Source organism: Streptomyces sp. NPDC093510 (assembly GCF_040683555.1).
Classification (GTDB): domain Bacteria; phylum Actinomycetota; class Actinomycetes; order Streptomycetales; family Streptomycetaceae; genus Streptomyces.
On sequence record NZ_JBFBEE010000027.1, the window covers coordinates 1 to 13182 of the forward strand.

14 protein-coding genes and 1 pseudogene are annotated in these 13182 nt (G+C 70.1%); 14 read left to right on the plus strand and 1 reads right to left on the minus strand.

Annotated elements, in window-relative coordinates; translation table 11 throughout:
• Window positions 1-325: pseudogene (locus AB0N81_RS33315) on the minus strand (zinc carboxypeptidase); the annotation flags it as partial.
• Between the two features lie 175 nt (window positions 326-500).
• Here AB0N81_RS33315 and AB0N81_RS33320 point away from each other — a divergent pair.
• The 14 genes from AB0N81_RS33320 (at window position 501) to AB0N81_RS33385 (ending at window position 13182) form a co-directional block, all read left to right on the plus strand.
• Complete coding sequence (locus AB0N81_RS33320; RefSeq protein ID WP_365365000.1) at window positions 501-1832, plus strand: Nramp family divalent metal transporter; 1332 nt, start codon at window positions 501-503, stop codon at window positions 1830-1832.
• 215 nt (window positions 1833-2047) lie between these two features.
• Complete coding sequence (locus AB0N81_RS33325; protein WP_365365002.1) at window positions 2048-2965, plus strand: hypothetical protein; 918 nt, start codon at window positions 2048-2050, stop codon at window positions 2963-2965.
• 113 nt (window positions 2966-3078) lie between these two features.
• The gene (gene cpaB / locus AB0N81_RS33330; protein WP_365365004.1) at window positions 3079-3789 is read left to right on the plus strand and encodes a Flp pilus assembly protein CpaB; all 711 of its coding nucleotides are present in this window, start codon (window positions 3079-3081) and stop codon (window positions 3787-3789) included.
• A 10-nt stretch (window positions 3790-3799) separates the two neighbouring features.
• Window positions 3800-5416 carry an AAA family ATPase gene (locus AB0N81_RS33335; RefSeq protein ID WP_365365006.1) on the plus strand — a complete coding sequence of 539 codons (1617 nt, stop codon included), beginning with the start codon at window positions 3800-3802 and terminating at the stop codon, window positions 5414-5416.
• 35 nt (window positions 5417-5451) lie between these two features.
• Window positions 5452-5793 carry a TadE/TadG family type IV pilus assembly protein gene (locus AB0N81_RS33340; protein ID WP_365365182.1) on the plus strand — a complete coding sequence of 114 codons (342 nt, stop codon included), beginning with the start codon at window positions 5452-5454 and terminating at the stop codon, window positions 5791-5793.
• 56 nt (window positions 5794-5849) lie between these two features.
• A complete protein-coding gene (locus AB0N81_RS33345) occupies window positions 5850-7187 on the plus strand; it encodes a CpaF family protein (protein ID WP_365365008.1) in 1338 nt (445 codons plus the stop codon).
• Window positions 7184-8131, plus strand: a complete 948-nt coding sequence (locus AB0N81_RS33350; RefSeq protein ID WP_365365010.1) for a type II secretion system F family protein — start codon at window positions 7184-7186, stop codon at window positions 8129-8131. Before AB0N81_RS33345 ends, AB0N81_RS33350 begins: the two co-directional genes overlap by 4 nt.
• Window positions 8132-8157: 26 nt before the next feature.
• Window positions 8158-9048, plus strand: a complete 891-nt coding sequence (locus tag AB0N81_RS33355; protein ID WP_365365013.1) for a DUF5936 domain-containing protein — start codon at window positions 8158-8160, stop codon at window positions 9046-9048.
• A 293-nt stretch (window positions 9049-9341) separates the two neighbouring features.
• Window positions 9342-9560, plus strand: coding sequence for a hypothetical protein (locus AB0N81_RS33360; RefSeq protein ID WP_365365015.1), 219 nt, complete (start codon window positions 9342-9344; stop codon window positions 9558-9560).
• Window positions 9557-10165 carry a pilus assembly protein TadG-related protein gene (locus AB0N81_RS33365; protein ID WP_365365017.1) on the plus strand — a complete coding sequence of 203 codons (609 nt, stop codon included), beginning with the start codon at window positions 9557-9559 and terminating at the stop codon, window positions 10163-10165. Before AB0N81_RS33360 ends, AB0N81_RS33365 begins: the two co-directional genes overlap by 4 nt.
• 28 nt (window positions 10166-10193) lie before the next feature.
• On the plus strand, window positions 10194-10793 hold the full coding sequence (locus tag AB0N81_RS33370) for a hypothetical protein (RefSeq protein ID WP_365365019.1): 600 nt from the start codon (window positions 10194-10196) through the stop codon (window positions 10791-10793).
• Window positions 10794-10797: 4 nt separating this feature from the next.
• Entirely contained in the window at window positions 10798-11487 is a 690-nt protein-coding gene (locus AB0N81_RS33375) for an OmpA family protein (RefSeq protein WP_365365021.1), read from the plus strand.
• Between the two features lie 101 nt (window positions 11488-11588).
• Window positions 11589-12287, plus strand: a complete 699-nt coding sequence (locus tag AB0N81_RS33380; RefSeq protein ID WP_365365023.1) for a hypothetical protein — start codon at window positions 11589-11591, stop codon at window positions 12285-12287.
• 16 nt (window positions 12288-12303) lie between these two features.
• On the plus strand, window positions 12304-13182 hold the full coding sequence (locus AB0N81_RS33385) for a class I SAM-dependent methyltransferase (protein WP_365365025.1): 879 nt from the start codon (window positions 12304-12306) through the stop codon (window positions 13180-13182).

The following is a 13182-nucleotide window of genomic DNA, read 5'->3' on the forward strand; positions in this document are numbered from 1 at the left end:
GCTTCGGCGGCCCGGCCAGGGGCTTGAGCTCGTAGCCGGCCTCGCGGAGCGCCGCGGCTTCGGCGGCGTCCGCCGAGACGACCACCGCGCGGGCGTCGACCTCGTCGATCGCGACGCCGGTGCGGGCGAGCGCGGTGCGCGCGGCGCGGTCGTCGCGCAGGGGGATCTCGTACTGGCGTGTGTCCTCGTCGGCGGCGGTCGCCGCGGCGCGGGGGGCACGGTCGGCGCCGCCCGGTGCGGCGTTGGCGGTGAGGGGTGCCGCCACGGCGAGGGCGAGCAGAGCCGCGAGGGCGGCGGATCTCCTGCCGCGTATGCGGAGTCGCATGAAGTCTCCTCAGGGGTGGGGGGGGGTGTTCAGTGCGACGTGCGGGTGCGGGGTGTGTACCGCTTACGGGGGTGCGGGTTGCGCCGCCCCATCCTCGGTGCGTGGCATGCACCGGTCAACGCTGTCTTCGGCCAACCCCTTGTGCGGAGGGTCCCGATGCGCTTTCTTGATCGGCATGGCTGAAACGACAGGCAGTGGCGTCTCCGCAGGCGAGTCGGCCCCCCAGCCCCGCAAGGCGAGCTGGAAGTACATCGGTCCGGGCATCGTCGTCGCGGCGACCGGCGTCGGCGCGGGCGACCTCGTCGCGACCCTCATCGCGGGCAGCAACTTCGGCTACACACTCCTGTGGGCTGCGGTCATCGGATGTGTCGTCAAGATCTCGCTCGCCGAGGCGGCGGGTCGCTGGCATCTGGCCACCGGCCGCACCCTCTTCGACGGCTGGGCGAGCCTCGGCCGCTGGACGACGTGGTTCTTCGTCGTCTACGTCGTGATCTGGGGGTACGTCTACGGGGCGGCCGCCATGTCGTCGTCCGGGCTGCCGCTCCAGGCGCTGTTCCCCGACGTCATGGAGCTCAAGTGGTGGGGAATCCTCACCGGACTCGTCGGCCTGGTCTTCGTCTGGTTCAACAAGTACGCCGTCTTCGAGAAGGTCATGACGGTGCTCGTCGGCATCATGTTCGTCGTCACCGTCTACCTGGCCGTCCGCGTCACCCCGAACCTGGGCGACGCCTTCGCGGGCCTGCTGCCCGTCCTGCCCGACGAGAAGGACTCGATCCTCAACACGCTCGGTCTGATCGGCGGCGTCGGCGGCACCATCACCCTCGCCGCGTACGGCTACTGGGTCAACGCCAAGGGGTGGACCAACACCGGCTGGATGAAGGTGATGCGGCTCGACAACCGCGTCGCGTACATCACCACCGGCATCTTCGTCGTCTCCATGCTCTTCGTCGGCGCGGAGCTCCTGCACTCCTCGAACGTGGCCATCGCGAGCGGCGACAAGGGCCTGGTCCAGCTCTCCGGCATCCTGGAGAAGGAGTACGGGAACGCCACCGCCAAGCTGTTCCTGATCGGCTTCTTCGCCACGTCGTTCACCTCGCTGATCGGCGTGTGGCACGGCGTGAGCCTGATGTTCGCCGACTTCGTGGAGCGCTACCGCAAGCAGCGCGTCGGTGCCGGGAGCCAGGCGCTGACCGGCGAGGAGGTGGCGTCCGGCACCCATGAGAAGTCCGTGCCGTTCCGCGCGTACCTGCTGTGGCTGACGTTCCCGCCGATGATCCTGCTCTTCCAGGGGCAGCCGTTCCGCCTCATCATCCTCTATGGCGTCCTGGGCGCGGCCTTCATGCCCTTCCTCGCGCTCACCCTGGTCTGGCTCCTCAACTCCTCGCGCACACCCAGGGAATGGCGTAACGGCTGGCTCAGCAACGGCATGCTGACCGTCGCCGGTCTGCTCTTCCTGGTGCTGTGCGTCAAGCAGATCACCGACCAGGACTGGAGCAGCTTCTTCTGACCCGCGCCGAGGGGCGCGGCGCCGCCCGGGGGAGCGGGGGCGCCGCTGCCGCATGCTCGTACAAGTTGGTCCAGACCAATCGGGTTGTCAAGGGGCCGCGCGCCACCGGCCACCCCGCCGGAATACCTCACCTCCACATGAACAGTGGGAAGTTGGGTGTTGAGGCGACCATGACGTGGATATGGTGCTGAGGCAGGAGTGCACGAGGACCGGGGGTGTACGCGTTGCCGACCGCCATAGCAGTCACCGGCCCCGATCTCGTGCTGCCGTCGCCCGACCGGCACACCCCGTCGGCCGCCGTCCTCCAGTCGGCCGTCCAGTCCCCGCGCACGTACTCGCTGGACCAGGCGCTCACCGAGATGCACACCCTCATCGAGCACCACGGCTACGTGATCGCGCTCTGCCCGTCCTCCGCGCCCGCGTCCGTCGCCCAGCGCCTGCACGCGGTCCGCTCCGTCCTGGAGAGCGACCGCATCGCCGTCGTCCGCTCCGACCTGCCGCCCCTGGGGCTCGCCGTACTCGCGCTCCAGCTGCGGCAGTTGTCGGTCTGCGACTTCAGTCCCGGCGTCCTGGCCTCCGCCGCCCGGCTCCTGTCCCACTACATCTACGCGGGCGCCCTGCTCGGCTCCGTCGCCAGGCTCGACCGCGGCAGGATCGACGTGACCCTCCAGTCGCACGCCAAGTCCTGGGTGCCCGGCTCCCAGTTCGCGGTCCTCGCCACGCCCCGGCCGCAGCTCGTGAAGGTGTCGGGCGGCGACGAGGCACACCTGCCGGGACCCGGATTCGCCACGCGGATGCTCTACGCCACCGGCAAGCTGGCGCCCGGCTGGGTGACCGACACCCTCGCCCCCGCGTGGCGCTCCCAGGAGGTCACGGAGGCCCGGCTGCCCGGCGAGTCCGAACGCTGGTGGGCCACCGGCAGACTCGTCGAGTTCGCCGCCGCCATCCCGGACATCTCCGTCCTCTACCAACTGGTGTCGTCCGTCCGCCGCGACGACTGCCACTGGTGCGGCCTCGAACTGATCGGCGACCGCTGCGCGTTCTGCGCCGCCCCGCTGCCGCCGCCCGCCGAACGCCCCTCGCAGCGCGCCCCCGCACGAGGCGTGACCGCCCTGCCCCACGGCGCGACCTAGGCCGAGACCGACCGACCGCCCGACCCCGCACTTCGAACGCGACCGACGACCGCACGTGCGCCACCCCGCTCACTGTCCGTAGCCAACCGCACTCGATCGAGGTAGTCCGGCCCATGAACTCACGCCAGCGCCGCGGCGTCATCCTGCTGGTCCTGTCGGTCCTGTGCGCGGTCGGCGCCTTCGCGGGCGTCCTCTCGGTGATCCGCGACGCGAACTCGAAGGTGGGCCCCGAGGTCCCCGCGTACAAGCTCAAAGGGGACATCGCGCCCTACAAGGAGCTGACGGCCGGACAGTTCGAGAAGGTCGAGATGCCCGAGCGGTGGCTGTCGGACAACGCCGTCACCGACCTCCGCGAGATCCGCGGCAAGATCGCCGTCACCCAGCTGCGCAAGGGCTCCCTGCTCCAGTCCGACATGATCGTCGGACGCCCCGAACTCGGTCCTGGCCAGCAGGAGATCGCCATCCTGATCGACGCGGCGACCGGCGTCGCCGGCAAGATCACACCGGGCTCGAAGGTCAACATCTACGCCACCTTCAAGGGCGAGACCGACAAGGCGAAGGACCAGTCCAAAGTCATCGTGGAGGGCGCCAAGGTGCTCGACGTCGGCAAGCTCACCCCGCTCGAACCCGACCAGGACGACCGTACGCGCCGCAGGGCCACGGAAGCCGTGCCGATCACCTTCGCCCTCGGCACGGCGGACGCGCAGCGCGTCGCGTACGCCGAGTCGTTCGCCACACACGTCAGGCTCGCCCTCGTCGGCGCGGGCGGCGAGGCGACCGTGCCGCCCCGCGACCGGACGTACACCCTCGACGAGGACAAGTAGGAGGTCACGTATGACCACTCGGATCCTCCCCGCCGTCGGCGACATCGACGCGGCCCGCGCCCTGTCCACGCTGACCGGCCAGCTGCCCGACACCGAACCCGCGCTGCCCGTCGCCGACTCCACGGCCCTGCTCGACACCCTCGCGCGGCTCGCCGCCGAGTCCGTCGACGAGCTGCCCGAGGTCGTCCTCGTCCACGAGCGGATCGGCCCCGTCCCGGCCCTCGACCTGATCCGCGACCTCGTCCTGCGCTTCCCCGCGGTCGGCGTCGTCCTGATCACCGCCGACACCGGCCCCGGACTCCTCACCGCCGCCATGGACTCCGGCGCACGCGGCATCGTCGGCCTCCCCCTCGCCTACGACGCCCTCGCCGAACGCGTCCAGGCCGCCGCCTCCTGGTCCACGGGCATGCGGCGCCACCTCGGCAGCGGCAGCGGCAGCCTGGAGGTGTACGCGGGCACCGGCCCCGGGACGGGAACCGTCGTCGCGGTCAGCGGAGCCAAGGGAGGCGTCGGAACCACCGTCACGGCCGTCCAGCTCGCCCTGGCCACCGCCGCATCGGGCCGCTCCGTCGCCCTCCTCGACCTCGACCTGCAGTCCGGCGACGTCGCCTCCTACCTCGACGTGCAGTTCCGGCGCTCCGTCGCCGACCTCGCCGCCATCACCGACATCACGCCCCGCGTCCTCCAGGACGCCGTCTACACCCATGAGAGCGGCATCGGCCTGCTCCTCGCCCCCGCCGAGGGCGAGCGCGGCGAGGAGGTCACCGACCGCGTCGCCCGCCAGACCATCGGCGCCCTCCGCGCCCGCTACGACGTCGTGGTCGTCGACTGCGGCGCCTACGTCACCGGGGCGAGCGCCACCGCCGTCGAACTCGCCGACCAGGCACTGCTCCTCGTCACCCCCGACGTGGTCGCCGTCCGCGCCGCCAAGCGCATGGTGCGGCTCTGGGACCGCCTGCAGATCCGCAAGGCCGAGGAGACCGTCACCGTCGTCAACCGGCACGGCAAGGCCGCCGAGATCCAGCCCTCCCTCGTCGAACGCGTCACCGGCACCCGGACGGCACGCTCCACCGTGCCCGCCGGCTTCAAGGAACTGCAGGCCGCCGTCGACGCGGGCCGCATGCAGGACCTCGACAGCCGTTCCTCGGTGAAACAGGCACTGTGGGGCCTCGCGGGCGAACTCGGCCTGGTCGAACCGGACCCGTCGGCCACGGGCGGCAAGCGGGGCGCGCTGTCCCTCCGGAGGAAGGCGGCGGGCGGCGACCGGGGCGCGGTCACCCTCGAATTCGCCGGCATGTTCCCCCTGCTGCTGGCGGTCATGGCGATCCTCTGGCAGTGCGCCCTGTACGGGTACTCGTACTCCCTGGCGGGGAACGCGGCGGATGAGGCGGCGCGGGCGGCCACGGCGGCGTACGCGGCGGGGGAGGGCACGGCGGGCGCCTGTTCCGCGGCGGCCCGGGAACACCTGCCCGACGCCTGGCAGGGCGCGGCGGTGTCCTGCACGGACGAGGGCACGGTGTGGAAGGCGAGCGTCTCGGTGGACGTCCCTGTGTTCTTCCCGGGCTTCGACGCGGGGTGGGAGGTCCACGGGAAGGCGGGTGCGGCGAAGGAGGGGGAGGACGGGTGAAACGGCCACGGAGGTGGGACGACCGGGGCGTGTCCATGCTGGAGTTCGCCGGGTTCCTGCCGATCCTCCTGCTCGTGGGCCTCGCCGCGATCCAGCTCGGCCTCGTCGGCTACGCCGCCAACCAGGCCGGCTCCGGCGCCCGCGCGGCGGCCCGAGCGGCCTCGCAGGGGGACTCGGGAGAGGCGGCGGGGGCGGCGGCCATGGACGGGGGCCTGACCTCCTCCATCGGCGTCAGCCAGGGCGGCGCGACCACGACAGCCACCGTCGAGGTCCAGGTCCCGACGCTGCTCCCCTTCGTGGACACGGACTGGAGCGTGACCAAGGAGGCCACGATGCCGAACGATGACGACGCCGCCGACGCCGCTGACGCCGACTGAACCGACACCGCTCACCCGCACAACCCACGTACGGCAGAAGGAGGTTGGAGGACGACATGAGCCTGCGCGACCGCGTGGCCCCCACCCGCCAGACCGAGCCGAGCCGCGACGACGGCCTCGTCGCCGTCTACCGCTCCAAGCTCCTGGAGGAGATCGACCTCGCCGAGATGTCCTCGCTCGCGGCGGCGGACCGCCGCGTCCGCCTGGAGCGCGTCCTCGGCCACATCATCAGCCGCGAGGGCCCCGTCCTCTCCACCTCCGAGCGCGCCCAGCTGATCCGCCGCGTCGTCGACGAGGCCCTCGGGCTCGGCGTACTGGAACCGCTCCTCGCCGACACCTCCATCACGGAGATCATGGTGAACGGCCCCGACTCGATCTTCGTGGAGCGCGCGGGCCGGGTCGAACAGCTCCCCCTCCGCTTCGCCTCCGCCGAACAGCTGATGCAGACCATCGAACGCATCGTCTCGACGGTCAACCGCCGCGTCGACGAGTCGAATCCCATGGTCGACGCCCGCCTGCCCACCGGCGAGCGCGTCAACGTGATCATCCCGCCGCTCGCCCTGACCGGCGCCACGCTCACGATCCGCCGCTTCCCGCGCGCGTACACGCTCCCCGAACTCATCGGCCTCGGATCACTCGACGAGCACATGCTGATGCTGCTCGCCGCGTTCGTGCGCGCCCGCTTCAACCTCATCGTCAGCGGCGGCACCGGCACAGGGAAGACGACGCTCCTCAACGCCCTGTCCGGCCTGATCCCCGCCCACGAGCGCATCATCACCATCGAGGACTCAGCGGAACTCCAACTCCAGCAGGAGCACGTGATCCGCCTCGAATCGCGCCCTCCGAACGTCGAGGGCAAGGGCCAGATCACCATCCGCGACCTCGTCCGCAACAGCCTCCGCATGCGCCCCGACCGCATCATCGTCGGCGAGGTCCGCGGCGGCGAGACCCTCGACATGCTCCAGGCGATGTCCACGGGCCACGACGGCTCGCTCGCCACCGTCCACGCCAACACGGCCGAGGACGCCCTGATGCGCCTCCAGACCCTCGGCTCCATGTCGGAGGTCCAGATCCCCTTCGAGGCCCTGAAGGACCAGATCAACTCGGCCGTCGACGTCGTCATCCAGCTCGCCCGGCACGGCGACGGCTCCCGCAAGGTCGCCGAGATCGTGCTGCTCGTCTCGCACGGCCGCCAGCAGTTCCGCATCGTGCCGGTCACCCGCTTCGTCGCGTACCCGCTGGGTGCCGACCGCGTGGTGCGCGGCCGGTTCGAGCACCTCCCGCTGCCGCGCGAGATCGCCGACAAGCTGTACGTCGCGAACGAGCCGGTGCCGCCGGCGTTCGGGGTGGCGGAGGCCATCGACGTACTGGACGCAAGGGATGCCATCGGATGACCGACCTCGCCCTGCTGGCGTTGGGCGCCACGATCCTGACCGGCACGCTGGCCGTCGCGGGTGTCCACGCGTACGCGTCGGGCCGGGCCCAGCGCCAGGCCCTGGTCGACCGGCTCGCGCTCGGCCCCGGCACGGGGGACGGCGGCCCGCACGGCCGCTCCCGCCGCTTCGCCGCCGTCGACCGCCGCCTGCGCCGCACCCGCCTCGGCCGGGCGATCCACCTGCGCCTGTCCTCGACGGGACTGGACCTCACGGCGGGCGAGTTCTTCACCTACGTCGTCGCCGTCGTCGCCGCGCTCTGGCTGATCGCGGCGGCGACGCTGGCCCCGTTCTTCGGCCCGATCGCCGGCATCGTGGCGGTGTGGGGAGCGGCCGCCTTCCTCAACTGGCAGCGCCAGAAACGCATCGAGGCCTTCATCAACCAGCTCCCCGATGTCGCCCGCATCCTGGCCAACGCGACGGCGGCGGGTCTGGCGCTGCGCACGTCGCTGGCGATGGCGGCGGAGGAGCTGGAGGCACCGGCGGGCGAGGAACTCTCCCATGTCGCGGACCAGTTGACGCTCGGCCGCTCCATCGACGACACGCTGGGCGAACTGGCGGAACGTCTCCCGTCCCGCGAGCTCATCGTCCTGGTCACCACCCTCGTCCTCTCCAACAAGGCGGGCGGCACGGTGGTCAACTCCCTGCGCAACCTCACGCAGACCCTGGAGGACAGGAAAGAGACGCGACGCGAGGTCCGCACGATGCTTTCGGAGGTCAACGCGACGGCGTTCACGGTCCCGCTGCTGGGTCTGGGTTCTCTGCTGCTGATCAACTCGTCGAACGAGGGCGCGCTGGAGCGCGTGACCGGTTCACCACTGGGCCAGACCCTGATCCTGATCTCGCTGGGCCTGTACGGCGTCGGATTCTTCGTGATCAGACGCCTGGGCAAGATCGAAGTCTAGAAACCGGAACCCGGGAGGGAGTTACGTTGCTGGGCTTGCTGCTAGCGGCCGCGATGGGCCTCGCCGTGGCCGGCGCCTGCCAGGGCGTCCGCATGTACCGTGCGGACGCGAAGCTGCCCTCCGACCTGGCCGTCGCCCTGGAGGTCGGCGCGACACGCGTCTCGGTGGCGGGCTCGGCGGTGGACCGCCTCGGCATGCGGTTCGCGCCCCTGGTCCTGCGTCTGATGGGCCGGAAACGGGTCGACGCCAAGCGCCGCAGGATCGACATGGCGGGCAACCCGGGCGGCCTGACGATAGACCGCTACGCGGCGCGCCGCGCGGTCTACGGTGTCTTCGGCCTCGTCCTCGGCCTGGTGTTCTTCGTGAACGGCTCCCCGCTCTTCGGCCTGCTCACCCTGGCCTTCGGGGCGGTCGCGGCGGACGCGCTGATCTGGCAGGCGATCCGCGAACGCCGCGAGGTCATCGACCGTACGCTGCCCGACTTCCTGGACGTCCTCGCGGTCGTCGTCTCGGCGGGCCTCGGCTTCCGCCAGGCACTGGACCGCGTGGCGGAACGGTACGAGGGTCCGTGGGCGGACGAACTACGCATCACGCTCCGCCAGATGGACATGGGCGTCAGCCGCCGCCAGGCCTTCGACGAGCTGCGCCGCCGCAACGCGTCCGAACAGGTGGCCCAGTTCGTCTCAGCCCTCCAGCAGGGCGAGGAGCTGGGCTCCCCGATCGCGGACACGCTGATCCAACTGGCCACGGACATGCGCCGCACGGACGCGCAGAACTCCCGCCGCCGGGCGGCGAAGACGATCCCCAAGGCGACGATGGTGACCCTGGTCTTCATGCTCCCGGCCACGATGATCCTGATCGCGGCGGGAATGTTCCTCGGCTCGGGCTCCGACTTCGGCTCCATCCTGGGGCGTTGAGAACGATGACGGCCTCGGTCGCACCGACTTCGCGAAAGCTCTTCGCGGATGCAACTCGATGTGGGACAGTCAAACCCGAGTTCACGGTTCGCGGGAGGGGACTTCGTGCATGGTGATCTCACCGAGGGGGAAGAGAACCCGCCAACTTGCGGGCCGGGCACCCCGGATACCGCTTGCGTTGCGCAGAGTTGCTGCCGATGCACGCCGTGTGGCGTACGTTGCCTCTGACCACAAAGGGCGCGGTATCGGATGCGGTATCGGGCGCGGTATCGGGTGGGAGAGAAGGGGCCGTCGTGCTGAAGGAACGCGTGCTCAGGGTCTGGGTCGACTGGACGATTTCCGTGACGTCCCGGGTTCGGGGGAGGGGGCGGGATGCGGGGGCGGGGTTTGTGGAGTATGCGGGGCTGATGATTCTTATTGCGGGGATCTTCACGTTGATCGACGGGCTGGGCCTCGATGGCCTGATCTCCGGGGCGATCCTCGACGCGGTGAACAACGTCATCGGCGGGTGAGCCGAGCGCAGTTCAAGAGCGACCGAGGGCAGACTCTCCCCATTTACATCTGGATGACGGGGATTCTGCTCTTTGTTGCGTTCGCGTTCTTCGCTTTCGCCCAAGCGGCCTCGGCGCGCAATGGTGCTCAGTCAGCCGCGGATGCGGCAGCGCTGGCAGCCGCGCAGGAGTCCAGGGACCAACTGGTCGAGGGGCTCGGTCTGGCCATCGGGGAGGGTGGTGACTGGCTGGGCTGGCTGGCCGGTGACCAGCTCACCGACGCCGATGCGGGAGCTGCAGCATCAGCCCTCGCTGCGGACAACGACTCGTCGGTCAACGGCTTCGATGTGACGGAAGTAAACGGGTTCCCCGGTTACCGGGTATCGGTCAAGACCAATTACACGGTCGGTGACTCGATCATCCCGGGCACGGAGAACAAGCACGCCACAGCTGATGCCACTGCCATCATAAAACCGCGCTGCGACATGGACCCGTCGGTGGACCCGGAGAAGGCTGTGGAGTTCGACTGCGACGGCGGCGAACTCTTCGAGTTCGATCCAGACGACTTCGAACCGGACGATCTTCCGGAGGCATCCGTTCTCTTCTCTGTCCACCTGGCTGAGTGACCGGCTACGAAAGAAGGAAGCAGTAGCGATGAACATTCGGCGCACCATGAAGACTCGCAGGGCTATGACCGCTGTGGCGATCACGACTGGGCTGGTCCTCACGGTCGCCGGTTGCGGTGGTGGGGGCGAAGAGGAGCCCGAGTCGGAGAAGAGCTCTTCGTCACCCGACGGAAAGAGCGATGGTGACGCCAAGGAAGACAAGCAGTCCCAACCAGCGGCGGACGAGAGTGTTCTGGCCGAGGTCAAGGGTGAGGCCGGGCTGACCCTCAAAGTGACTTCCGCCAGGCGGGACCAAGGCGGCTTCCTGACTGTTGAGGGGACCGTCACGAATGGCAGCGGCAAAGCCTGGGTGGCGGCCAGTTGGCGTGGTGATGAAAAGGAACTGACCAAGAACGGCGGTTCCATGGCAGGAGCCAGCGTGGTGGACCCCCAAGGTAAGAAGAAGTACCTCATCCTGCGGGACACCCAGGGCCGTTGCCTGTGCACGCGTTTCACGGGAGGTGTCCTCTCGGGGCAGACGACGAACTGGTTCGCCCAGTTCCCCGCCCCACCGGAAGGCACCGAGAAGGTCACCTTCCAGGTAGGCGCCATGCCCCCCGCCCCCATCGAGATCTCCGAGGGCGAGTAACCCCATGACTCGCCAAGGCCACCGCAACCGTCACCGCCCCCACCACCCCCGCACCACCACAGCCACCGCCACACTCACCGCCCTGATCCTCCTCGTCGGGTCAGGCGCCGCCCTGGCCGACGACGACCCCTCCGCCCCCCCAGGCAGCACCACCACCTCCCCACCCCCCGAAGTCGACTCCAACAGCCCGGGGCTGAAGCTCGCCGACGGGGCCACGCTCGCGCCTGCCAAGGTGCTGGACATCAAGTCCGTCGTCGAGGATCTCGGCGGCGAGGAGCGGCGTGAGGACACCAACACCGATGTGAAGTTCGCGTTGCAGGCGGAGGTTCTGTTCCCCAAGGACAGCGCGAAGCTGAACCCGGACGCGAACGCCCGCATCAAGGCGATCGCGGAGGAGGCGGAGGCCCAGAAGGCCACGGACGTAAGGGTGTTCGGCTTCACGGACAACCTCGGGTCCTACGGCCACGGCAAGAAGCTCTCCCGGGAGCGCGCGGAAGCCGTCCACGACAGGCTCGCGAGCTACCTCGGCCCCGAGGTCACGTACGCGGTACGCGGCTACAGCGAGGACTACCCGATCGCCGACAACGGCTCCGAGGAGGGCCGCAAGAAGAACCGCCGCGTCGAGGTCTCCTTCCCGCGCGGCGCGACAGGAACGGACAGCGGGAGCACCGAAAGCACCGAGAGCACCGGCTGAGCTTGCCCGCGACCGCCCCACCACCGCGCCGGCGACCGCGACCGCCCCGCCACCGCGACAGATCCTTACGCGCGACCCACCCCCGATGTCAGAATGCGCGGATGATCACCGACGCCGAGTGGACCCGGCTCCGAAGCGACCTGCGCCTCGGGCAGATCCTCACCGGCACCGTCGCCCACGTGCCGAACCCCGGAGCGATCGGCATCTTCGTGGACGTGGGGCTGCCTGTGCAGGGGTTCGTCGATGTCGTGCTCATGCCTCGGGACGTGGCGCACTGGCCGGCGGAAGGCACGGTCGCCGACTTCGAGGTGTGGTGGGCGGACGAGCACCGGCAGCAGTTGCGACTGAAGCCGGCCGATCCCGCGCTCCTGCGGGACGACTTCGCCGAGTATCTGGCCCGCTGGCGGCCCGACTGGCCCATGTTGATCGGGCACCCCATCGACCGCGTGGAGAAGTCCATGGACGTCCTGCGGCGCGAGTTCGCCGCCGAGGAGGGGAGTTTTCTGCTGCGGCTGAGGTGCGACCTGACGTGGGACCGGGAGGCCTTCACCCGTCTGGAGCGGGCTATGCGCATCGCGTGCGCGCACCACCAGGCGAGCGAGCAGCTCCACCGCTGGATGGCCGACGGCTTCTACGAGGTCGCGACGGCCGTCCCGGCCTGGACCGCGCATCCCGACTTCCCACGTCCGGCGCCCCAGTCCTATTACGAGGACTGCCTCGAACGCATCGGAGACCTCGCCGACTGGTTCTTCCGGGGCGAGCCCGCCTACGTCGAGGGGTACGTCTGGCCGGACCTGTAAATGTCAGGATGGCCCCATGAGCGGCGGCAGCAGCAACAACGACACCAACACCAACATCAACACCAACACCAACAGGAACAGCCAAAACCCCCGCGCCACGAATCCCCGCCCCACAGCCCCCGACCCCTTCGACGACCTCGTGGCCGAAGCAGAGGCCGCGCCCACCGAAGGGTGGGACTTCTCCTGGTTCGAGGGGCGGGCCACCGAGGCGCGGCCCTCGTGGCGGTACGCGGAGGCGATGGCGCGGCGGCTCGCGGACGCCACGGCGAGCCTCGACATCCAGACCGGCGGCGGTGAGGTGCTCGCCTCCGCCGCCACCCTGCCCCCGCTCGCCGTCGCCACGGAGGGCTGGCCCGCGAACGTCGCCAAGGCGACCGCCCTGCTGCACCCGCGGGGCGTCGCGGTCGTCGCGTCGGCGGAGGACGCCCCGCTGCCCTTCGCGGACGCCGCGTTCGACCTGGTCACCAGCCGTCACCCGGTCAAGGCGCACTTCGACGAGATCGCCCGCGTGCTGCGCCCCGGCGGCTCGTACTTCGCCCAGCATGTGGGGCCCGCCAGCGTCTTCGAGGTCGTCGAGTACTTCCTCGGGGCGCAGCCGGAGGAGGTCAGGAACGCCCGCCATCCCGACGCGGAGCGCGCCGAGGCCGAGGCGGCGGGGCTCGAGGTCGTCGAGCTGCGCGCGGAACGGCTGCGGATGGAGTTCCACGACATCGGCGCGGTCGTCCACTTCCTGCGGAAGGTGGTGTGGATGGTCCCCGGCTTCACCGTGGCGGCGTACCGTCCGCGGCTGCGCGAGCTGCACGACCGCATCCAGGCGGAAGGCCCCTTCGTGGCCCACAGCACGCGGCACCTCTTCGACCTCCGCAAGCCGGTACTGTCGGCTGTCGATCGGTAA